This window comes from Salicola sp. Rm-C-2C1-2 (assembly GCF_040196175.1).
Taxonomy (GTDB): Bacteria; Pseudomonadota; Gammaproteobacteria; order Pseudomonadales; family Oleiphilaceae; genus Halospina.
Genome location: NZ_JBEFNF010000001.1, coordinates 962567 through 984022 on the forward strand (window position 1 = coordinate 962567; position 21456 = coordinate 984022).

Sequence of the window (21456 nt, forward strand, 5' to 3'; positions counted from 1 at the left end):
TGACAGCGGGGCGCTGTTACCCATCCAGAAAGCCAATCCTGAGGAAGGCTTTACTTAACGACCATGACGGCACTACTCCCGTCCGTAGATGGCCATTTCCGTACCGCTGACATCAAGGTTATCAATGGCGACAGAACCAATACTGGCCTTACCAGTACTGTCGCCACTACCCACATTGATCGTGGGCATCCAGATGTCACTCACGAAGCTGTCAATCTTGACCCGTAGGGTCTCATCCGGGCCTGTTCCGGAGAGCGCCGGGCCCGACCCCAGCCTCAGGTCCAGAGGCACCGGCTCAAGCGCCAGTTTCGTCGAATCAGTATTTGGGAACTTGCCGACCTCTTTGAGTCCGCTATGGACCTGGCCTTCCAGGGACCCCGGACCGCCCATGCGGAACCCTTCCAGCGAAACAGCGGCTACGTCGAAATCCACGTCCAGGTTTTCAATGGCAAAGTCAGCATCCAGCTTCAGTGAGCCAGCACCGCCGGCGTTTCCCTGCAGATCTTCGACCTTGGCACGGAGGTTGAAGTTAGAAACCCAGGTGCGCATGTCAATATCGGAGATGAGGGTTGCGGAACCCGAATCACCACTCAGGCCAACCGATCCAATCGACACATCAAGATCTACCGGATTAAACCCCAAAGGACCGAACTTCAACAGAGCGTCACCGTTTTCCTGCAGATCAATGTCGATCTTCATGTTGAGATTGTTATCTAGGTTGGCAACATTACCGAAGCCCCCAATCTCGATATCATTGACCAGCACCGATCCGGTTGAAGGACCTTGTGAGTAGTCTATCTGGTCGATTTCAACACGGGTATCAAGTTCAATCGTTACCCCTGCCTGACCGGTGATTTCTCCCATGGCTGCGTCACCGAGCTGCTCAATCCCGGCGGATTGAGCAGCCCATGGCACGACTGCTATTACCGCTCCAAAGGTTATTGTTTTCAGGCCTTTCATTTACAACTCCTGCTGCGTTTCATTGTTTGGTTTTTTTATTATTGGATCAGTCCCAAGGGACCTCATTGAAAACATTAGCAGACCAATACCCGATTTAATGCGACAACCTGACTGAGCTATTAACCTTTTTTAATATCTGCCTAAAAGTTCATACTCTGAATCCGGTTTCATGGGTTCCATTCACGGTCGATCCCGGTTCTGGTCGGAAACCTGTTTCCTTTCTATATTAGGCTTGCTTGGCATCTGGAAATGGTTGCGCGTAGGGTAGTCAGGACAAGGTTTGCGAAGTGAGATTACGGCCAGTGTACCTTGGTGCCATTTTTCACGGCGCATCATCGGTTCTCAGTCAAGACTGGAGGTATTTTAACCAATATGCGGGTGGTTGATTTCAACAACCCGGGCGAAGCGGATGCCTGGTGGGCCGTGAATGACGGCGTTATGGGAGGCGTATCCCACAGCCATCTGCGGATTGTTGAGGGTGTTGGCATTTTTGAGGGCCACACATCGCTGGAGAACGGGGGTGGATTTGCATCGGTGCGGCGACAACCCGCTCGTTATGGGCTGGGCAACTGCACGGGCATACGCCTTTCGGTGCGGGGTGACGGGCGAACCTATCAGCTTCGCCTGAGAACTAGGGCGTTGCCTGAAGGCGGCGCTTACAGGGCGCGCTTCACGACCGTCAACGGCGAGTGGGTTGACGTTATTCTGGGTTGGTCTGAATTCGAGCCTGTATTCCGCGGGCGCTTACTGGATGACGCACCGCCACTGGTGGCGAATGACATTCAACAGGTTGGGTTTCTGATCGCTGATCAATGCGCCGGTGATTTTCACCTTGAGATCGCGTCAATTGAGTCCATCGCGGCGCCGGTTTGATGCGTAATCTTTTAGCCGGTTTGCCGAGCGACCTCGAGGATGAAGTGTTCGAGCCCATTCTTGAGGCTGAGCATGTCCGTATCGAGCGTATTGTCTCAAAAGGGCACACATCACCGCAGAAGGGCTGGTACGACCAGCAGGAGCATGAGTGGGTTGTCGTTCTGGAAGGTGCGGGAACCGTATTGTTTGAGCAGGGTCCTGAAGTCCATCTTGAAGAGGGCGATCACCTCACGATTCCGGCTCACTCCAGGCATAGGGTCAGCTGGACTGACCCCGAGCGAGTGACCGTCTGGCTTGCCGTGTTCTACCTTTAAAACGGAAGAGCTGCTTTCAGCTTTCCAACTCAACCCCGAGATTCTTTCCTACACGCTGAATGAAACCAGCGGACGCTACCACAAATGTTATTTCCGCGATCGCCTGATTGGAAAAGTGTGCTTTCAGCGCCTCCATTGCTTCCTCGGATGCTTTCACGTCGCGGGTGCTTTCGTAGGCAAAGCGAATAACAGCCCGTTCGGGCTCGGAAAACAGGCCACTGTCGAATCCTTCCTCGTCCAACTCATCGATCTGGGAATCCAGCAATCCAGCCTGTTTGGCGGCCGGTACGTGATGACCCTGGCAGTAATTACAGCCGTTAAGACGAGAGGCCGTCAGATAGGCGATCTCGCGAAGCCGGTTGGTGATGGAGAGCTGACCGAAATAGATATCAAGAAGTGTGCCGATGCCCTGTGTCGCTGCGCCTGAGTGGCCGAGTAGTTTGGCCACGTTCGGAACCAGGCCCATGGTCTGTTCCAGCTGCTGGTAGACCTGCGTGGCGCCTTCCGCTTCCTGGCCTTTTTCAGCATAGGGGATTCGTGCCATTCGTTTTACCTCGTTGTTGGATCAGTTTTTTGAACAAGGCACAGGCGCTTGCGGCCTGCTCCTTTATTTTCAGCTCCTTCGTTTTGATAGGTTATCTGATCCGGGAACTGGTTCGCGACCTGAGTCGGGCCCAACCGTGCGTTTTCCCATGAGGCACGGGTGTTGATATCGCTATTGATGATTTCGGGACCGGCTACTCGTCGCTGGCCTACGGCGATTCCCGGAAAAGGGCCCTTCCAAGACGGGAGAAATAGGCGCTGAAAGCCTCATTAATGAGCTGGCGCTGTGGCTGTTGCGGGTATAGACCGGCACGAGCCTCATCGGATTGGCGCGTCCCTTTGACCAGAAAAGGACTGTTGACTGGCGCATCCTGCACAAAGGCTTCAAAGGCGCGTGCCCCCATCTCCTCAGGGCGGCTGTAATAATGAATGCCCAGCTTCCGGTCCATACTGGCGGACGCGCTGAAAAGCGGACTGGGCTCGTTGCCGTCATCGCTTACTAGAATTCGACGCAAGCACTGAAACAGCCGTTGGTTAAGAGGGTGCCGAACGGGCGTGTACTCACTGAGCCAAGCGGCGCTCGCGAAACAATCTGACGGTGCATGGTTGAAAGCGTGAGATGCCAGATAATGATCAAGAGCGTGAAACCACTCGTGGGCTAGACTGCCTGCTCCCGCATTTTTGGCCAGCGAAAGACTGCGCTTGGCCGGCGTGTAGTGTGCGGAAACACCGCGCTGACCGCCGATGCCATATTCAAGTGAGAGGCTGCCGCGCAGTGAGATGAGCGCCTCTGGCCCGCCCAGTATGGCCTTCAGGTCTTGTAGTGCACTAGCAAACCTGTCGGCCGCGCGCTGCTGTTCCTGGGCGGTTACCCAGTTACCGATACCGATACTGCGGAAATCATACTGGCGCCGGATTGCTGCAAAGCTGTTACTGTCCATAACCGCACTTTAAAGGGGTAGCATCGGTAACTGAAGGGGGCTGAGTATTCCGGGCTGTTATTCCTGATTGCGTTTCCTGTAATGGTTTTCCCTAAAAATCATTGATTTGTTGCATCGAGATTAGCAGGATGAAGATCGCCAGCAAGGCGCTGATAATGACTGAGCTACAGAACAACCCCGGAGCCGCCACTGAATGACTTTCTCCCTTCTCGCCGTTGGTGATCTGCACCTGGGCGCTCGCCCCAGTCGTCTTCCGGCTGAGCTGACCGGGCGCTCGGTTGAGCTTGGTACCTCAGGGGCTTGGCGCCGGATTGTCGATCAAGCCCTCGAACAGGCAGTTGACGCTGTGGTTCTGGCGGGCGACGTGGTCGAAGACGAGGACGATTTCTTTGAGGCCTACCGGGATCTGGCGACCGGAGTGGAGCGCCTTCTCGTCGCGGGGATCCGGATAGTCGGTATAGTAGGCAACCATGATGTGCGTGTTCTGCCGCGACTGGCGGATCAGCTCTCGGGGTTCGAGCTGCTTGGTCGTGGGGGCGAGTGGCAATCGGTGACTCTGGAATCCGCAGGTGCGCAGCTGACACTACACGGTTGGTCTTTTCCGTCACCGCATTACCGGGAAAGTCCGCTTCAGCATGTCAACCTTGCACGCGGGCCTGGAACCAATCTCGGTGTTCTGCATGCGGATCGGGACCAGCCGGCCAGCCCTTACGCACCCGTGAGCAGTGCTGAGCTGAGGGAGGCAGGACTGGATGGCTGGTTACTGGGCCACATCCATAAGCCGGATGCACTTAACGCTGAATCGCCCAGTGGCTACCTGGGCTCCGCCACGGGCCTGGATCCCGGTGAATCCGGGCCTCGCGGCCCTTGGTTGTTTGAGCTGGATGGCGGTGGTATCCGGAGCGTGACCCAATGGCGGCTGGCACCGTTGCACTGGGCTCGCCTGCCGGTGGATCTGACCGGCATTACAGCGGCTGAGGACGCGCGGGAACGTCTCCAGGCGGCTGTTCACGAACTGGATGACACTCTCATCGACCAGCGGATGCCGCCGGAAGCGGCCGCACTCCGGGTTGAGTTTACAGGGCGTACGGGTCTGGGAGCCGAGGTGGCCCGGCTAATGGAACGCGAATCCTTGGGCGGGCTGCATGCTGGTACTGGCCGTATTCATTATTTCGTAGAGACACTGCGCTACCTCACCCAACCGGTTATTGAGCTGGCCGAGCTGGCGCGTCGCGCGGATCCGGCGGGTCTGCTGGCCCAGCGGCTTCAGCTACTCGAACGGCAATCGGATGATCCGCAACGTCAGACACTGATCCGGGAGGCCCATCAGCACCTCCAAGAACAGGCTGGCCGAGCGCACTGGCAGGCGCTGTCCCCTCGGGGCATTACCGAGTATGACGTGGTCGACTGGCTTCAGCGGAGCGGGATGGCGGCGCTGGAACACCTTCTCGCCCAGGGCCGGGGGCATCATGATACTGCGTGAACTGACCATCACCCAGCTCCCAGGGTTCGGCGAAAGACTTCGTGTCGAGGGATTCGATCCGGGGTTTACCCTGATCACTGGGCCGAATGCCTCGGGCAAGAGCAGCCTCGTGCGCGCTCTGCGTCAACTGGTAGCGCCTGGGTCTGAAAGAACTAATGGCGCACTGACACTGGAAGCCCGGTTCTACAGCGGCAAGGATGTGCTTACTGTCAGCCGTAGCGGCGAGCAGGTGGTATGGCAGCGTAACGGCCAACCTATTGATGCTCCTGAGCTGCCCGCCGATGACTTCCTGCGCTGCTACTGGCTAGCCATGAACGATCTGCTTCAGGCCGGCGATACCGAAGCCTCGATAGTTGCACGACTGCAGCAGGAACTGGCTGGCGGTTTTGATCTGGAATCCCTGCGCCGAGATCCGCTGTTCGAGGTACGGCGTCGGCAGGGGCAGTCAGAAGCCAAAACCCTTCGGGAGAAAGAACAGACACTGGCCAGATGCCAGCGTGAGTATGCGGAGCTGGATCAGAAGCGTCATCGCCTTGCCGAACTCGATGAGCGCATTGAGGCAGCTCGGGTGGCCCGTGCCCACGTCACCCGCACTGAACAGGCACTGGCATGGCTGGCGGCACGCCAGCGGCGACAGGCGGCTGAGCGGGCTCTGGCGACGTTCCCGGAGGCAGTGGCGCGCCTTAATGGTCAGGAACGGGACAGGCTTGATGAGCTGGAGGTGCAGCGTGACCGGCTGCTAGAGCAGATCCGGGACAACCAGCGCCAGCAGGACGAGGTATGGCGCAAGCGCGACGGCGCGGGGCTTGAAGAAGCAGTCCCGGAAATTGCTGAAATGCATGCTTGTCGCCAGCATCTGGAGGAAGCGGACCGTAAGCTGTCAGACCGTGATGGCCTGCGCGAGCGGCGGGACGAGGCCAGAGCCCGTGAATTCAGTGCGGAAGGGGCACTTCAGCCTCCGGGAGGGCGCTCGCCTGAACCCACCCCGGAGGCGGTGAACCAGGCAGTGGAAATGGCTGAGTCACTGCGCCGTGTCCAGTTGCGGCTTCAGGAGCTGCAAACGCGCCTGGAGCGCACTGATGGTAACCATCAGGACCCGGAACAGCTCCGTAGCCGGATCAAGGCGCTGCGCCGCTGGCTCCGTCAGTTGGAACCGGCAAGACGCCGCGGCCTGGTGGCGGGCAGTCTTGTGACATTGGTCGCTGCGGCAGTTACCGCCTCAGTCGGGCTGTTTTACAGTCTTCCCCAGAGTTGGGGGCCGGCTCTTATCGCTATGGTGACAGCTGGCTGGTCCGCGCAGCAGTGCGTGAAGTTGGTTACGACGGCCCGTGAGGCGGGGCGTTGGGCGGAAGAGAGCGGTGTGACGGTTCCAGAATGGCAGACAGAAACCGTCGCCAAGCATCTGCAGGAACTGGAAGATGAGTTGGCCACCGCGGTGTACCAGCAGGAGCTGGCCCAGCATGCCAAGGCCCACGCCTCGGAGATCGAAACCCTTGAGCAACAGCAGTCCCAGTTGGAAGGCAACCGACAGGCCCTGGCCGAGGCTGTTGGTTTTGATCCCGCATTGACCGGGGAGGGCGCGGCACGCTTCCTGAAGCTGGCGGCGGAGCTGGACCAGGCCCGGACAGAGAGGGCCCAATTCGAACAGAGGCTGACCAGCCTCGATTCTCAGATTAAGGCGGAACTGGCCCCCGTGCAGCGTCTGATTGAGCGCCAGGGTCTGACGTCCGGCGATGGCACACCAGCCGGCCTGCGCGCCGCATTTGAAGATCTGAAACGCCGCGTTGACACCGTCACCGAGGCGGAACAGACGCTTGCCCAGCTCCAGACCCGCCGTGGGGAGCTGGAAGCGGATGATCGTGAGCAGCAGGAGGCGATAACAGCTCTTTACCGCAAGCTGGATCTGCCAGAAGGTGAGCGCGAATCGCTGGAATCGCTGTGTGAACAGCTTGAAGCCTACCGCCAGGCTACCACTACGCTGGAGGCAGAACATCGTGCCGAAACGGATCGTGCTGCCGGGCTTGAGAATGATCCGGAACTGATCGCCATGGTTGAGGCCAATGACCAGGCTGGTCTGGAAGAACGCCTCTCTGCATTCCGTGAGCAAGCGGGTTACTACGAGCAATGGCTCGAGGAGCGCAGTCAGCTGGCAACCCGTCTGGATCAGGCCGGCAGCGACCGGGCGCTGGAGCAGGCGCGTTTCGAGCGGGACCGAGCCCGTGAAGCACTGCAGAACGTCTTTGACAACACCATGGTTGCCGAGGCCGGCCAGTTCCTGCTGGAGCAGGTTGATGTCGCCCATCGCACTGAAAGGGAGCCGGCGGTACTCGCTCATGCCCGGGACCGCTTCGCCCGTTTCACCCACTATCGCTATGACCTTCGGGTTGATCAAAACGGCCAGCTGCACGTCCGCGATCAGGTCCATGAGCGGGACCAGGCTCTGACGGAACTGTCCACCGGCACCCACATGCAGCTGCTGATGGCCCTGCGGCTGGCCTGGATCTGGACACTGGAGCAGGGCAGTGAGCCTCTGCCCATCTTCCTTGACGAAGTCTTGACCACATCGGACCCAGAGCGCTTCCGGGCTATTGCGGCCAGTCTGCGCGCGCTGGTTGAGGATGAGGGCCGACAGGTTATCTATCTCTCCGCCGAGCCCTCGGACCGTGCACGTTGGGAAGCGGCCTTGGGTAGCCCCCTCACGCATATCGATCTTCAGTCCCTGAGGCAGGAAACAGAAGTGCCCCAAGGCAGGGATTATCAGCTCCCCCGTCACGAGCCTCTGCCATCGCCAGAGGGGGACACGCCCGAGGCGTGGGCGGCGAAGATTGACGTTCCAGCGATCCACCCGAGCCGGGGCGCGGGCGCTATCCATGTTTTTCATCTGCTGCGTGATGATCTAACTCTGGCGCATCACCTGATTCAGAATTGGCGCGTGGATCGTCTCGGGCGGCTGGAAACCCTGATGCAGCAGCCGGCAGGAGCCAATGCTGTCACCGATCCGGCCTATCGCCAGACACTTCATGCTCGTTGCCGCGTGGCCCGGGTCTGGGTGGACGTATGGCAACGGGGGCGGGGTACCCCGGTAGACCGGAACGTGCTGGAAGCCTCGGGCGCGGTTACCGCTAAATTCATTGATGCGGTTACGGCGCTGGCAGAGCGCGTGGGCGGTGATCCCCGTGTGCTTCTGGAATCTCTCAACAACGGTGATGTTGCTCGTTTCCAGACCAACAAGCTGCGTGAGCTGGAAGCCTATCTGGAGAACGAGGGTCATCTGGATCCCCGCGATCCCATGGATGCCGAACAGCGGGAGCGGGCTGTGCTGCTGGAAGCCGGACAGGAGGCGGACGCCGCCGCCATCCGCGAATGGGTCGCCTGGCTGGAAGCGGGGCTGGGGTGAACCGGCGATCTCCTTGCAATCCGTGGGCGTATCTCCCTAGATTTAACCATCTTTTCAACGTTTGAGCCGTATCGCCCATGAGCCGAAACCAGAACGTGATCCGCGTCCGTGGCGCCCGACAGAACAATCTGTACAACTTTGATGTTGACCTGCCCATTGGCGAGCTGACCGTTGTCACCGGTCCCAGCGGCTCGGGTAAATCCTCGCTGGCCTTCGATACCGTCTACGCCGAGGGCCAGCGCCGCTACGTGGAAACCTTCTCGCCCTACGCCCGCCAGTTCCTGGATCGCATGGACAAGCCGGCGGTGGACGCGATCGAGGGCATCCCGCCTTCCATCGCCATCGACCAGACCAACCCGGTGCGCAACTCGCGCTCAACGGTTGGCACCATGACCGAGCTCAATGACCATCTCAAGCTGCTTTTCGCGCGCGGGGCACGGCTCTATTGCAGGGGGTGCGGTCGCGAGGTCAAGCGTGACAGCGAAGACAGCATCGTCGCCGACCTTCTGGAAAGGGAGGCGGGGCGGCGGGCTGTGATCGCCTTTGATATGGCCCTCACCGGGGATGTGGCTGAGAACCAGGTGCGCACCGAACTGGAACGCCAGGGCTACACACGGGTTGAGACTCTGGATGGCGGCTCGCTGAGGGTGACCCAGGACCGTGTACGGCTCTCTGAAGACCGCCGGGACCGTCTTACCGAGGCAGTCGAAGGGGCGTTACGGGCCGGGCAGGGCCGGATCATCGCGCAGCCTCTCAATGACAACCGCGAACCCGAGGCGGAGTGGCTCTATTCCCGGGGCCTGCACTGCCCGGACTGCGACCGGGACTACACCGACCCCATTCCCAACAGCTTCTCGTTCAATTCCCCCATGGGAGCCTGTGAGGAGTGCCGGGGTTTCGGGCGCGTCATGGGCATTGACTACCGACTGGTAATCCCGGACGACTCGAAATCAATTGAAGAAGGCGCCGTAAAGCCCTGGCAGACAGAGAGTTATTCCGAGTGTCAGCAGGATCTTCTGAAGAAGTGTCGTCTGGAAGGGGTGGCCACAGACATCGCCTGGCGGGAGTTGCCCGAGGCCGATCGCCAGTGGGTGATTGAGGGCGACAAGGACTGGCGCTGGAACGTCAGCCGTGGCGGCTGGTACGGCGTGCGGCGCTTCTTCGACTACCTGGAGAGCAAGTCCTACAAGATGCACATCCGGGTGCTGCTCTCGCGTTACCGTTCCTACGACCGCTGCCCGGCCTGCCATGGGGCGCGCCTCAAGACCGAATCCCTGCTCTGGCGCCTGGGCTCAGAGGCGGACGTGGATGCGGTTGTCGCGCCCAGCGAGCGCTTCCGGCCCATGGGCGTGACCCTGCCGCAGGAGACACTGGAACAGCAGCCGGGCCTCAACCTTGCGGACCTGATGAACCTGCCACTGGGGAGGCTGGCGGCGCTCTTTGACCGGATCGAGCTGCCCGCGCCCCTGGACGAGGCTGCAGATTTGCTGCTGGCGGCCATCCGCGCCCGCATCGGTTATCTGGTGGCTGTTGGGCTGGATTACCTGACCCTGGACCGCCAGTCGCGCACACTGTCAGGCGGCGAGGTCCAGCGCATCAACCTGACCACGGCTCTCGGCACCTCGCTGGTGAACACCCTGTTCGTTCTGGACGAGCCCAGCATTGGCCTGCACCCGCGGGACATGGACCGCATCATCGGCGTTATGCACCGCCTGCGTGACGCCGGCAACTCTCTGCTGGTGGTGGAGCATGATCCCCAGGTGATGCAGGCCGCAGACCGCATCATCGACATGGGGCCGGGCCCGGGCGAGCAGGGCGGCCGCATCGTGTTCGAAGGGGGGCCGGACACTCTGATGCGAGAGGGTCAGTCATTGACCGCCGACTACCTGACCGGGCGGCGGCAGGTGAATGCCATTGAGCACGGCGCCCAGGCGGCGACGGTAGATCCTGACGATGCCGTCCGCATCCGTGGCGCCCGGGAGCATAACCTGAAAGACCTGGACGTGGATCTTCCATTGAACGCGCTGGTCGTCCTTACCGGTGTCAGCGGGTCCGGGAAGTCTACCCTGATGGAAAGCGTCCTGTACCGCGCTGTGGCCGAGCTCAAGGGTCATCCTGGGGAGGTTTCCGGACTCCATGACGCCATCGAAGGTCATGAGCGTATCGACGACGCGGTGCTCATTGACCAGTCACCCATTGGTCGGACCACGCGCTCCACGCCAGCCAGCTACGTGGGCGCCTTCGACGCCATCCGCAACGTGTTCGTGGGCCTTCCGGAAGCGAAAGAGCGGGGCTACAGCCTCGGCACCTTCAGTTTCAATGCCGGCAATGGTCGCTGCCCCACCTGTGGCGGCAACGGCTTTGAGCACGTGGAGATGCAGTTCCTGAGCGACGTCTACCTGCGGTGCCCGGACTGCGATGGCCGCCGCTTCCGCCCCGAGATTCTGGAAGTAACGCTGCCTCCCTCAACGGAAAGCCCGGTGCCGCCGCAGTCCATCGCGGGTGTGCTGGAAATGTCCGTGAACCAGGCGGTGAGCTTCTTTGCGGACTACCCGAAAGTCCTGCAGGGCCTGGAGCCACTGCAGGCCGTGGGCCTGGGCTACATGAGCCTGGGCCAGCCGGTGCCGACACTGTCCGGAGGCGAAGCCCAGCGCCTGAAACTGGCCGGGCATCTGGCGAAAGCCGCCGGGCGCAAGAGCGCCAGTGGCCACCTGCTGTTCCTGTTCGATGAGCCCACCACCGGTCTGCACATGGACGACGTGGCCACACTGCTCGGGGCCTTCCGGCGGTTACTCGCCGAAGGCCACTCCCTGGCGGTGATCGAGCACAACCAGGACCTGATGGCGGCTGCTGACTGGCTCATCGACCTGGGGCCTGAAGGCGGCGACCGGGGCGGGGAGCTGATCGCCAGCGGCACACCGGAACAGGTGATGGCGGTGACTGAAAGCCACACCGGGAAAGCACTCCGGGACTATCTGGGCCACACCACGGAGGCGGAAACCCAGCCCATGGTGGCCGAGGCGCCGGCACCGTACAGCGGCGACCCGGATGCCATCACCATCCACCATGCGCGCGAGCACAACCTCAAGAACGTGGACATCCGGATCCCGCGCAACCAGATGACCGTTCTCACTGGATTGTCCGGTTCCGGCAAGAGCACCGTGGCCTTCGACATTGTCTTCAATGAGGGCCAGCGGCGGTACCTGGAGTCCCTCAACGCCTACGCCCGCCAGTTCGTCCAGCCCGCTTCAAGGCCGGATGTGGATGCAGTCTTCGGCATTCCGCCCACGGTGGCGATTGAGCAGCGCACCAGCCGGGGCGGGCGCAAGAGCACGGTGGCCACCATGACCGAGCTCTACCACTTCCTGCGGTTGCTGTTCGTGAAACTGGGCACCCAGTACTGCCCGGCGTGTGTGCTGCCGATCGACGAGCAGACGCCGGAAGCCATCCGCGCCCGCATCCTGCGCGATGCGCGGGGGCAGGAGGCAACCCTGCTGGCGCCCATGGTGGTGGCGCGCAAGGGCTACTACACGGATCTGGCCACCTGGGCTGGCAAGAAGGGTTTTGACCATCTGCGCGTGGACGGCGAATACCAGCCCACCGCCAACTGGCCGCGATTGGCCCGGCATCAGGAGCACGACATTGACCTGCCCATGGGCACGCTCAACGTCAGCCCCGGCAATGAGGCGACGCTGGACCGTCTGATCGGCGAGGCGCTGGCCTATGGCGATGGCACCATGAAGCTGCTGACGGATGCCGGCGAGACCATCTTCTCCACCGAGCGCGCCTGCCCCGGCTGCGGGCGCAGCTTCCCGGAGCTGGACCCGCGCCTTTTCTCCTACAACTCCAAGCACGGCTGGTGCCCGTCCTGTTATGGAACCGGGTTGGCGCTGAGTGGTTTCGATGAGGACCAGACCGGAGAAGAGGCTGTGTGGCTGGAGGCAGATGACGACCAGGAAACAGGTGTCTGCCGCGCCTGTGCCGGGCGTCGCCTCAAGCCAGAGGCGCTGTCGGTCTACTTCCGGGAGCGCAACATTGCTGAGTATACGGCGCAGTCCGTGAAAGAGGCGGCGGACCGCTTCGAGGCCTTGGCGCTAACCGGACGTGATGCGGAGGTCGCTCAGGACATCATGCCGGAGATCCGTACGCGGCTGGACTTCCTGCAGCAGGTGGGACTGGCCTATCTGAACCTGGACCGCGCCGCGCCCACGCTCTCCGGCGGCGAGGCCCAGCGCATCCGCATCGCGGCCCAGCTGGGCTCCAACCTCCAGGGCGTGTGCTACATCCTGGATGAGCCCACCATCGGCCTGCACCCGCGCGACAACCGCATGCTTCTGGACACCCTCGGCCGTTTGGAAGGCAAGGGCAACACCATTTTGGTGGTGGAGCACGATGAGGACACCATACGCCGCGCCGAGCACGTGATTGATCTCGGACCGGGTGCCGGCGTCAACGGCGGGCGGGTGGTTGCCGAAGGCACGGTTGCAGAACTCGAAGCCAATCCTGAGTCCACCACCGGCCGTTGCCTGTCGGACCCCATCCGGCATCCGCTGATCGCTGAGGACCGCCGGCCCGTCGAGGCCGAGAAATGGCTTTATGTAAGCGAGGCCAGTCTGCACAACCTGCGCGGCGTGGACGTGCGCCTGCCGCTGGAACGGCTGGTCTGCGTGACTGGCGTATCCGGCTCTGGTAAGAGTTCACTGGTGCGCGGCATCCTTCATGACAACCTGCGGGTGCTGAACGCCGCGGGGCGGGATAAGAAACCCACCACAAGGGGCTGCCGGCGCATCGAGGGCTGGCAGGCGCTGGATCGGGTCTTCGAGGTGGACCAGACGCCCATCGGCAAGACGCCCCGCTCTTGTCCGGCGACTTACGTGGGCATCTGGGACAACATCCGCAAACTTTTTGCCGGTACCGAGGAAGCCCGTCTGCGCGGCTACAATGCCGGCCGCTTCTCGTTTAACACAAAAGAAGGCCGCTGCCCGGGCTGTGACGGCCAGGGCCTGAAGCGGGTGGAAATGAACTTCCTGCCGGATGTGTCCGTGCCTTGTGAGGTCTGTGGCGGCGATCGGTTTACGCCCGAAACCCTGGCTGTAACCTATGGCGGTAAGCACATCGGCGAGGTACTGCGCATGAGCGTGGACGAGGGCGTGGAGTTCTTCCGCGCCCACTCAAAAATCCACCATGCACTTGAATTGATGCAGGCGGTGGGGCTGGGCTACCTGAGCCTGGGCCAGCCGAGCCCGACGCTGTCTGGGGGCGAGGCCCAGCGCTTGAAGCTGGTCACCGAGCTCGCCCGGGCACGGCCGGACGTGCGCCGCCAGAGCCAGCCCCATACGCTCTACATTCTGGATGAGCCTACGGTCGGGCTGCACATGGCGGATGTGGAACGCCTCATCCATGTGTTGCACCGGCTGGTGGATGCGGGCAACAGCGTAATGCTGATTGAGCACAATCTGGACCTGATCGCCGAGGCGGACTGGGTGCTGGACATGGGCCCGGACGGCGGCGATGGCGGCGGTCGGGTGGTCGCCGAGGGTGCGCCCGAGACGCTGATGAAAAACGGCCATGAAAGTGAAACCGCGCGCGTGCTCAGCGACTTCCTGGCCGAAAGGTCTCGCCATGGCTGAGGAGCTGGAAATCCGTCGATGACAGGCCGGCGGCTTCCCGTGCTTGCCTGAGATGCTCGGGAGGTTCGTCCAGCGGCCTTGTGATTCAATGACCGGAGGGTGGCACAGTACAGCCGTAGCGCTGGCAGTAACGCCGCTCAGCCCAGCGGCCATAGGCCGCCTCGGCCAGTGATCGAACGCCCGGGATCAACAGCAGACGGAACACAAAGCCGAAGGGCGTATGGCACCAGGTCTGAACCGTTGCGTGGAGCCCAGTGCGGTAAATGCCCTCGTCGTCGAGCAGATGCAGCCGTTGAAGAAGGTGCTCCCGGGGAACGCCGGGCCAGGAGTCGGGGTTCTCAAGCCCGTGTACATCGATCAGTCTCAGGTCGGCATCCCCGATGCGCCGAAGGAGATTGATTTCTTTCATGCAGAGAGGACATTGACCATCGTAGAACAGCGTATCCATGAAGTGTTCCCATAAACAAAGTAGATACTAATCATTTACGGTAGCGCGCTCCAGGTGGACCAGCAGCAGTCCATAAAACGGTTTTCAGCGTAATCAGTACAGACTGGTTGCCCGCGTAAAGGCTGGCAGAGTTCTATGCAGACCATTGAACGAGTCTGGGAAATGATACTGGGAGCCGGAGTCAGGCGGCGGACTCTACCCGAAGACGTGGCATACACTGAGCCATCGTGGGCGGAACAGCTCCTGCGCGTGTTCCGGCCTCTCTGCCCTGGAGACAGCGGCTGGGTGATCGGGCAGCTGGGGCAGAGCCTGGATGGCCGTATTGCCACGGCTTCGGGCGCCTCCCGTTATATTAACGGGGATGATGGGCTGACCCATCTGCACCGGCTACGGGCGGTCGCCGATGCCGTTGTGGTGGGCGCCGGAACCGCGCTTGAGGATAATCCCCGTCTCACGGTCAGGCGTGTGGCCGGAGCGCAGCCCGTGCGCGTGGTTGTGGACCGCAGGGATCGTTTGCCCGTTGATCACCATCTACTTGCCGATGAAGGCGCACCCACCCTTCATCTGGTAGCGGGGGATGCCATTCCGGAGCGTGACCGGCCCTGCCCAGAAGCCGGTGTTACTCGCGTTCCCTGCTTGGATCCGGAGTGCGAGACCATTGATCCGGATCGCGTTCTGGCAGTGCTGGCGCGTTTCGGCCTCACGCGTGTCTTTGTGGAAGGCGGCGGCAGAACGGTTTCGGCGTTCCTGACGGCCGGCCGGCTTGACCGCCTGCATGTAATGGTCGCACCCATGATCATTGGCAGCGGCTATCCGGCCTTCACGCTTCCTGCGGTCGACCGGTTACAGGATGCCATCTGGCCCGAGGCCCAGGTGGTGAATCTTGGCAGTGACGTGCTGTTTGACCTTGATCTCAGGCGTTCCGGGGCGGCTCACCGGGTGCAGGAATAAGGCCTGGCAGACTGCCCACAAGGATGGCCACCCCATAGGCAATGCTGAGCGCCACACCCTCGCTGGCGGGAAAGCCGGCCAGGGGCCAGAGCGCCGCCGCAACCCCTTCGCGAACACCCCAACCCGCAATGCTTACTGGCAGTACCATGCTCAGAAGAAGGCAGGCATGCAGGGCGAGCTTTTCCAGTGTGAGCGCCTGACTGGCGATGCCGGCATCGAGCAGTGCCAGGGTGGCGAAGTAGGTAGCCACCACGGCTGCGGATAGACCAAGCTGGATGACAGGCGCGGGCCAGCGCAGCAGCGAAGCACAGATATCACTACGCAGGAGGGCGCTATAGTCCCGTATACCCGGCAGGCGCAGTGCGGCGAGCATCAAAAGCAGGCCCACGGCAAGACTACAGCCCCATCGGCCGCTAAGGCCCGTGTCTGGTAACGCAAAGGGCGGTGCCATGGCCACGAGTGCAACAATGGTGAGCAGAAGGGCCAGCTGGCCGGAGAGGCGCTCAAGCAGCACGCTGTGGGCCGCCGCGCTGGTACGTGCTTGCGGATGCCGGACGCGCCAGGCGCGCTCTACGTCACCCAGAACCCCGCCCGGCATGACCTGGTTGACCAGTGTTGCCCGGTAATAAGCGATGACACTCTCCTGAGCCTCCAGAGGCAGGCCCAAACGGTGGGCGGTATAACGCCAGCGCAGGGCGGAAAGCACCACCTGCGGTACTGACAGGGCAAGGGCGGCAACCAGGCTCCAGGCCGGCAGGCGCTGCAGCACTGTGCCCACGTCCCGGGGCTCAATGGTTATCGCCACCAACCCCAGAAGGACCAGGCTGACCAGGAGCCGACCGTAACGCCTCATGATCGCTGCGTTCCGGAGGGTGGCAGTGCCAGCAGGTCCAGATGATCCACTCGTATCTGCAGCTGCCCGTCCCGGGCCTGTGCATGGCGCAGGGCCCGCCACTCGTTAATGCGGGACCGCTCCCCAGGCGCCTGTTCACGGGCGGCCTCGCACCATCCCGTCATCAGGGCCTGCTGGAGATCGGAATGATGGTGGTCCAACTCCCAGGGGCTGGCTTCGGTAAAAACCTCAAAACCATGCGCGCTCAGGGCTGCGGACAGGAATCCTGTGGCATCAGGGCCGGCGGCGCTGCCGGTGCCCTTGTCCCGGTGCTGGTGGTTATTGACGGTATCGCGAAGCCATTGATCGCGTGAATCAGAAGGTTGCACCTCAAAGTTGCCGCAGTAGCTGAGAACTATCAGCAGCGGAGCCCGACGTTGGGCGGCGGTCCGCGCGAGGGTTTGAAGCCAGTCCGGGCTCATCAGGTCGAGCAGGGCTGAGGCGGTGATCAGGTCTGCCTTCTCCGGAATGACCTCGTCCAGGTTCGACGCAGTAACCTCTTCCTGAAGCCAGCGAGTGGTCGTGTCATTGCCCGCTTCGGGGTGGTAAATGGTGGGGCGCAGAGCGGCGTCCGGTTCCACCATCAGCCACTGCTGGGGATCAGGGAGCCGGGGAGCCAGATAGCGCTGGTTCGAGCCTGTCCCCGCGCCAAGATCACAGATTGTGAGGGGCGCTTCCAGGGTGCTGAGGTAATCCCCGAGTCTGGCGGTTAAACGCTCACTGCGAGCCGCATGGTCGGCCGGCTCACGCAGCTGGAGCCAGTCCGCCTCGAAGACGGCGCTGCCATGTTCCCGGCGGTTCACCCTCAGGGCATTCTCGAATTCCTGTGCTGCCGTGGACCAGGCCCGGAGGGTGCGGGCTGAATCGCAGGCCGCACGAGCCTGGCTGTATAGCTGGTCCGGGTGCTCGAGCCAGAGGCGGATATGGTCTCCGATGACCCTGTGGTCCTCTGCGGGATGCAGGCGGATGCCGGGGCGATCAGCAGTCTCAGAAAGGGCGCCACCATCGGAGCTCAGCACTGGCAGGCCAGCGGCAAGGGCTTCATCGATCACCATGCCATAGCCCTCGTAGCGGGCGGGCAGTATAAAGCCGTGGGCGCGTCGCCAGAGGGCGGCCAGGGCGTCTTCATCCAGTTCGCCGGTGAGTGTGACCTGATCCTTGAGATCGTACCCGGCCAGCATGTCGCGGAGACGTGCGGTGAAGTCCGAGTCCCTCGTGGTGCTTCCCGCCAGGGTCAGGTGCCAGTTGGCGCCGGCGATTGGCGCTAGGGCTTCGGCAAGAATATCCTGCCCCTTACGGGGCGCCAGGTGAGCGACGCAGAGCAGCTCGAGTCGAGTGCTCGGATCCCGGCGTTCGCGCGGCGCGGGTAGCTGCGCAATGGCAACGCCCGGGGGAATGACTGTGACGTCCGTTTGATGGAATCCGTACGCCACCAGTTCACGGGCCGTGCTCCGGCTCGTGGTCACGATGGCGCTCATGCTAGCGAGCGCGCGCCGCTCATTGTCGAACAGGTTCGCTCGGGTCTCCTCCGTCAGGCCTGTTTCGAGCGCCAGAGGATGATGGATGAGCGCAATCAGCTGAAGCCGCTGTGCATGAGGCGCAACCGCCTCTGGCAGGCCACCGAGCGCCAGTCCGTCAATTACCACGGTGGCTTTTTCAGGGAGGCCCTGCAGGCATTGGTCCATGGCTTGCAGGGCCTTGTCGTCCGCAACCGGGAACCGGCCGGGTAGGCCCACAATTCGGACAGACCAGCCTCGGGCCTCCAATGCCTCCGCCAGGTGCCGCACGTAGCCGTAGCCGCCGGTACGCTGTCCGGGATCCCCCGGCACGATGAAGGTCAGTCCGTGTTCAGAGTTCGCCACGGTAGCTGGCCCAGGCGATATGGGATTCGCTCAGTGTGATGTCAAGCGCCGCTACACCGTGGGCGGATTGACCCAGGCGGCCCGCCTTTATCGCTTCGGCGAGCCGCTGGAAGACGATCCCAGCCATGAACTCCGTGGTGGTGTTGCGGCCCTTAAGGTCCGGGTGCTCGTCCAGGTTGCGCATGTTGAACTCGCCCAGGACCTCTCCGAGAACCTGTGTAGCCAGGCCAATGTCCACGACCAGGTTATTGTCATCAAGCTGGGGCCGCTCAAAGGTGGCATCCACCACGTAGGTTGCCCCGTGCAGGGCCTGGGCGGGGCCGAAGGCCTCACCGGTAAAACTGTGGGCGATCATCATGTGCTGTCGAACAGTCAGTCGGTACATGGCATCCTCGGGGTCAGTGGTTTTCCGGGTAGTGCACCCGGTGGCAAAGGGCAGTGCTGTCGTTGCGGCAGAGGGCTGCCATGGTTTCGGGCAGCGCCTCGAAGTTGCTCTCGCCGTCAATGAGTACGTCCAGTTCCACGTGCGTGAGCAGCGACAGGGCCAGCTCCAGGCGATCACGGTGTGACCATGCCGGACGCCTTTCGGGGCTGACATGGCCAACCTGACTGGCCCTGAGGGTCAGGCGGCGGGAATGGAAGGCACCACCCAGCGGGACGTTGACCGGTTGATCGCCATACCAGCTCATCTCGATGATCCGGCCCTCGGTGCCCGCAAGGGCGATGGCGTGGTCGAGGCCTGCCGGGTTGCCGCTGGCGTGGATCACCAAGTCATGGTCATCACTGCGCAGATCCGGGTCAAAATGTACGCCCAGTGCCTCAAGGATGCGCTGACGGGAAGGTTCCGTATCCACGGCTGTCACCCGGGTGCCCGGCAGGCGCTGGCAGAGCCAGGCCATGAGGGCGCCAACAACGCCACAGCCAACAACGGCGATGCGCTCGCCAATGGCGGCCTGTGCATCCCAGACGCCGTTGATGGCGGTTTCCATATTGGCCGTGAGGACGGCGCGTTCGGCTGGTACGCTGTCCGGTAACGGCACAACTGCGGAGACCGGCACCCGGAAACGCGTCTGGTGCGGGAACAGGCTGAAAACGGTGCAGCCCTGCAGTTCCGCGGGCCCCTGGACCACACGACCGACATTACTGTAGCCGTGGCGCACCGGCCACGGGAACTCACCTGCCTGGAAGGGTGCACGCATGCGCTCATGCTCCGAGTAGGGGATGCGGCCATTGAAAACCAGGGACTCGGTGCCACGGCTGATGCCAGTGTATAGGGTGGCGACCTCCACCGTTGGCTCGCTCTCCGGGGCGTCCAGGTCCGGGTTGGTGGGCTGGATCTCCCCCAGGGCTGGGCCAGTGATCCAGAATGCGCGTACTCTAGGGTTGGGTTCAGCGTTCATGCTTGGCGCCTTTAGGTTTTGGTCAGCGTTATTATTGACCTTGACGCGGGGTTGCGGCAAAGGGGATCAGATGGCCATTTGGAAAGGGATAGAGCGCAACGGTGTCAGCGAGGAGCTGCTGCTGATAGCCGTGTCCTTCGCCGTCATTACGGGCGGGTTCTGGTACTGGATCGGTATGCCGCTGGGGTTACTGGTCGTACCGATCTTTGGGTATGTGCTGCTTGCGGGGTTGGTCATGGCCGGGATAGAAGGGCAGCAGGGCCTTGGCCCCGCCAACAGGGTGACTTTCTACCGGGCGCTGGGCGTGCTCGCCCTTTTGAGCGTTCTGGGGGAGCCTCAGGTGCTGGCTCGATTCCAGTGGGCCTGGGTGATACTTGCGCTCGCGGTCCTCATTCTGGACGGCCTGGATGGCTATCTGGCTCGACGCTTCCGCGAGAGCTCGGCGTTCGGGGCAAGGTTTGATATGGAAGTGGACGCAGCGCTTACCCTGACGCTTTGCCTGGGAGTCTGGGTACTCGACATCACAGGGCCCTGGGTGCTTGTTCTGGGTCTGATGCGCTACCTGTTCGTTGCCGCAGGCTGGGTATGGCGCTGGGTCAATCACCCCTTGCCCGAGAGCTTCCGGCGTAAGACCATCTGTGTATGGCAGATTGCCAGCCTTGTGATCGTCCTGGTGCCGGTCACGCCGTTATGGCTTGCGGTCTGGATACTGGCGCCGGCACTGGCGCTGCTGGCGTACTCATTCACCGTGGATCTGGCCTGGCTTTACCGGGCGGGAGGACAGCATGAAATGCACGGGCACGGCTCTCAAACGTAACGCACTCGCAGCGGCCATCCTGGCCGGGGGAATGGTAATCAGCGGCAATGCGGTTGCGGAGCCACAAAAGTACACCATCGATGATGAGCACTTCACCATGACCTTCAAGGTCATGCACATTGGTTATGCCCGGGTGATCGGGATGTTCCGGGAAGTGGAGGGGCAATTCGTCTATGACCCGGAGAAACAGACCGTAAGCGACGGCGAGGTCGTTTTCCAGGCGGACAGCGTGTTCACCAACCACGAGGAGCGGGACGAGCATCTACGGGGCGAGGACTTCCTGAACGTCTCAGAGCACCCGGAAATCCGCTTCGAGGTTACGGGCTTCGAGATGACCGGAGAATCCACCGGGAAGCTGACCGGAGACCTGTCGATGCTGGGCAAGACGAACCCGGTAACTCTGGATGTTGTACTGAACAAGGCGGCAGAGTACCCCATCGGACATGGTGACTATACCCTGGGGCTTTCAGCGCACGCAGTGATCGAGCGCAGTGACTGGGGGATGACCTATGGGATTGCGGACGAACTGGTGGGGGATGAGGTGCGATTGCAGTTCGAGTTTGAGGCCAATCGCAACGATGGCGGCTGGTTCTGAGGGCTGCTCTCTGAGGCCGACGCCGGTGGGCGGGCACCCTTCTGGCCAGCGAACCGAATGAACACGTGATAGGCTTCAGGCGCATGGGTGTCGAGAGCGGTGCCCACGTAGCCGAAATCATCCCCGATGGGCTGCCCCGAGGCGATGACCCGGAACTCCACCCTCGACTCGGGCGTCCCCGCTTTCAGGGGAATCTCTACCCAGAGGTGAACCCGGTTCTCGGCCGGAATGTACTCGGTGCGCACAACCCGGAAACCATCGGTCAGTGTCAGAGAGGTATCGTTGTCAGAGGCATCGAGGCGGTACTTGAGGATGGTTTTCATGGCCGGTCTCCTCTGTTGGTGACAGGC

At 62.0% G+C, this 21456-nt stretch carries 17 protein-coding genes; 8 read left to right on the forward strand and 9 right to left on the reverse strand.

Translation table 11 applies throughout. The features are described from left to right. Positions 1 to 72 precede the first annotated feature (72 nt). Positions 73 to 960, reverse strand: a complete 888-nt coding sequence (locus AAF659_RS04390) for a DUF6160 family protein (protein ID WP_349750468.1) — start codon at positions 958 to 960, stop codon at positions 73 to 75. A 372-nt stretch (positions 961 to 1332) separates the two neighbouring features. On the opposite strand from AAF659_RS04390, the gene AAF659_RS04395 reads away from it, so the two are divergent. Together AAF659_RS04395 and AAF659_RS04400 are read left to right on the forward strand one after the other, a co-directional pair. After that, positions 1333 to 1833 carry a CIA30 family protein gene (locus tag AAF659_RS04395; protein WP_349750469.1) on the forward strand — a complete coding sequence of 167 codons (501 nt, stop codon included), beginning with the start codon at positions 1333 to 1335 and terminating at the stop codon, positions 1831 to 1833. Then, positions 1833 to 2147, forward strand: coding sequence for a cupin domain-containing protein (locus AAF659_RS04400; RefSeq protein ID WP_349750470.1), 315 nt, complete (start codon positions 1833 to 1835; stop codon positions 2145 to 2147). The genes AAF659_RS04395 and AAF659_RS04400 overlap by 1 nt, the downstream gene beginning before the upstream one ends. Before the next feature lie 16 nt (positions 2148 to 2163). Here the strand turns inward: AAF659_RS04400 and AAF659_RS04405 are convergent, their stop codons facing one another. Next, on the reverse strand, positions 2164 to 2691 hold the full coding sequence (locus AAF659_RS04405; protein WP_349750471.1) for a carboxymuconolactone decarboxylase family protein: 528 nt from the start codon (positions 2689 to 2691) through the stop codon (positions 2164 to 2166). Positions 2692 to 2899: 208 nt separating this feature from the next. After that, the gene (locus tag AAF659_RS04410) at positions 2900 to 3631 is read right to left on the reverse strand and encodes a CLCA_X family protein (RefSeq protein WP_349750472.1); all 732 of its coding nucleotides are present in this window, start codon (positions 3629 to 3631) and stop codon (positions 2900 to 2902) included. 193 nt (positions 3632 to 3824) lie between these two features. Here AAF659_RS04410 and AAF659_RS04415 point away from each other — a divergent pair, with 193 nt between their 5' ends. The 3 genes from AAF659_RS04415 (at position 3825) to uvrA (ending at position 14141) form a co-directional block, all read left to right on the forward strand. Further along, complete coding sequence (locus AAF659_RS04415) at positions 3825 to 5114, forward strand: metallophosphoesterase family protein (protein ID WP_349750473.1); 1290 nt, start codon at positions 3825 to 3827, stop codon at positions 5112 to 5114. Further along, positions 5026 to 8511 (forward strand): hypothetical protein, encoded by a 3486-nt coding sequence (locus AAF659_RS04420; RefSeq protein WP_349750474.1) that lies wholly within the window; start codon positions 5026 to 5028, stop codon positions 8509 to 8511. Before AAF659_RS04415 ends, AAF659_RS04420 begins: the two co-directional genes overlap by 89 nt. Positions 8512 to 8588: 77 nt before the next feature. Further along, positions 8589 to 14141: an excinuclease ABC subunit UvrA gene (gene uvrA, locus AAF659_RS04425; protein WP_349750475.1), complete on the forward strand. Its 5553-nt coding sequence runs from the start codon at positions 8589 to 8591 to the stop codon at positions 14139 to 14141. 85 nt (positions 14142 to 14226) lie between these two features. On the opposite strand, the gene AAF659_RS04430 is transcribed toward uvrA, so the two are convergent. Beyond that, entirely contained in the window at positions 14227 to 14589 is a 363-nt protein-coding gene (locus AAF659_RS04430; protein WP_349750476.1) for a thiol-disulfide oxidoreductase DCC family protein, read from the reverse strand. 135 nt (positions 14590 to 14724) lie between these two features. On the opposite strand from AAF659_RS04430, the gene AAF659_RS04435 reads away from it, so the two are divergent. Further along, positions 14725 to 15540 (forward strand): RibD family protein, encoded by an 816-nt coding sequence (locus AAF659_RS04435; protein ID WP_349750477.1) that lies wholly within the window; start codon positions 14725 to 14727, stop codon positions 15538 to 15540. Here AAF659_RS04435 and AAF659_RS04440 read toward each other — a convergent pair. Genes AAF659_RS04440 through AAF659_RS04455 form a run of 4 tightly spaced genes read right to left on the reverse strand, consistent with a single transcriptional unit; the run spans position 15503 to position 19694 of the window. Continuing rightward, a complete protein-coding gene (locus tag AAF659_RS04440; protein ID WP_349750478.1) occupies positions 15503 to 16393 on the reverse strand; it encodes a lysylphosphatidylglycerol synthase transmembrane domain-containing protein in 891 nt (296 codons plus the stop codon). The two genes, AAF659_RS04435 and AAF659_RS04440, sit on opposite strands and share 38 nt — an antisense overlap. Next, positions 16390 to 18294, reverse strand: coding sequence for a glycosyltransferase (locus AAF659_RS04445; protein ID WP_349750479.1), 1905 nt, complete (start codon positions 18292 to 18294; stop codon positions 16390 to 16392). The genes AAF659_RS04440 and AAF659_RS04445 overlap by 4 nt, the downstream gene beginning before the upstream one ends. Next, positions 18281 to 18679, reverse strand: a complete 399-nt coding sequence (locus AAF659_RS04450) for a 6-pyruvoyl trahydropterin synthase family protein (RefSeq protein WP_349750480.1) — start codon at positions 18677 to 18679, stop codon at positions 18281 to 18283. Before AAF659_RS04450 ends, AAF659_RS04445 begins: the two co-directional genes overlap by 14 nt. Positions 18680 to 18692: 13 nt before the next feature. After that, positions 18693 to 19694 (reverse strand): zinc-dependent alcohol dehydrogenase, encoded by a 1002-nt coding sequence (locus AAF659_RS04455; RefSeq protein ID WP_349750481.1) that lies wholly within the window; start codon positions 19692 to 19694, stop codon positions 18693 to 18695. Positions 19695 to 19764: 70 nt separating this feature from the next. Here AAF659_RS04455 and AAF659_RS04460 point away from each other — a divergent pair, with 70 nt between their 5' ends. After that, positions 19765 to 20511 carry a CDP-alcohol phosphatidyltransferase family protein gene (locus tag AAF659_RS04460; RefSeq protein ID WP_349750482.1) on the forward strand — a complete coding sequence of 249 codons (747 nt, stop codon included), beginning with the start codon at positions 19765 to 19767 and terminating at the stop codon, positions 20509 to 20511. Then, positions 20480 to 21106 (forward strand): YceI family protein, encoded by a 627-nt coding sequence (locus AAF659_RS04465; protein WP_349750483.1) that lies wholly within the window; start codon positions 20480 to 20482, stop codon positions 21104 to 21106. The genes AAF659_RS04460 and AAF659_RS04465 overlap by 32 nt, the downstream gene beginning before the upstream one ends. Here AAF659_RS04465 and AAF659_RS04470 read toward each other — a convergent pair. Then, a complete protein-coding gene (locus AAF659_RS04470; RefSeq protein WP_349750484.1) occupies positions 21019 to 21429 on the reverse strand; it encodes a DUF7352 domain-containing protein in 411 nt (136 codons plus the stop codon). The genes AAF659_RS04465 and AAF659_RS04470 overlap by 88 nt on opposite strands. Positions 21430 to 21456 lie beyond the last annotated feature (27 nt).

Bases quoted from the DNA above. Each gene is read 5' to 3' on its own strand.
- AAF659_RS04390 (WP_349750468.1), bottom strand. From the start codon at position 960: ATGAAAGGCCTGAAAACAATAACCTTTGGAGCGGTAATAGCAGTCGTG.
- AAF659_RS04395 (WP_349750469.1), top strand. From the start codon at position 1,333: ATGCGGGTGGTTGATTTCAACAACCCGGGCGAAGCGGATGCCTGGTGG.
- AAF659_RS04400 (WP_349750470.1), top strand. From the start codon at position 1,833: ATGCGTAATCTTTTAGCCGGTTTGCCGAGCGACCTCGAGGATGAAGTG.
- AAF659_RS04405 (WP_349750471.1), bottom strand. From the start codon at position 2,691: ATGGCACGAATCCCCTATGCTGAAAAAGGCCAGGAAGCGGAAGGCGCC.
- AAF659_RS04410 (WP_349750472.1), bottom strand. From the start codon at position 3,631: ATGGACAGTAACAGCTTTGCAGCAATCCGGCGCCAGTATGATTTCCGC.
- AAF659_RS04415 (WP_349750473.1), top strand. From the start codon at position 3,825: ATGACTTTCTCCCTTCTCGCCGTTGGTGATCTGCACCTGGGCGCTCGC.
- AAF659_RS04420 (WP_349750474.1), top strand. From the start codon at position 5,026: ATGACGTGGTCGACTGGCTTCAGCGGAGCGGGATGGCGGCGCTGGAAC.
- uvrA (WP_349750475.1), top strand. From the start codon at position 8,589: ATGAGCCGAAACCAGAACGTGATCCGCGTCCGTGGCGCCCGACAGAAC.
- AAF659_RS04430 (WP_349750476.1), bottom strand. From the start codon at position 14,589: ATGGATACGCTGTTCTACGATGGTCAATGTCCTCTCTGCATGAAAGAA.
- AAF659_RS04435 (WP_349750477.1), top strand. From the start codon at position 14,725: ATGCAGACCATTGAACGAGTCTGGGAAATGATACTGGGAGCCGGAGTC.
- AAF659_RS04440 (WP_349750478.1), bottom strand. From the start codon at position 16,393: ATGAGGCGTTACGGTCGGCTCCTGGTCAGCCTGGTCCTTCTGGGGTTG.
- AAF659_RS04450 (WP_349750480.1), bottom strand. From the start codon at position 18,679: ATGTACCGACTGACTGTTCGACAGCACATGATGATCGCCCACAGTTTT.
- AAF659_RS04455 (WP_349750481.1), bottom strand. From the start codon at position 19,694: ATGAACGCTGAACCCAACCCTAGAGTACGCGCATTCTGGATCACTGGC.
- AAF659_RS04460 (WP_349750482.1), top strand. From the start codon at position 19,765: ATGGCCATTTGGAAAGGGATAGAGCGCAACGGTGTCAGCGAGGAGCTG.
- AAF659_RS04465 (WP_349750483.1), top strand. From the start codon at position 20,480: ATGAAATGCACGGGCACGGCTCTCAAACGTAACGCACTCGCAGCGGCC.
- AAF659_RS04470 (WP_349750484.1), bottom strand. From the start codon at position 21,429: ATGAAAACCATCCTCAAGTACCGCCTCGATGCCTCTGACAACGATACC.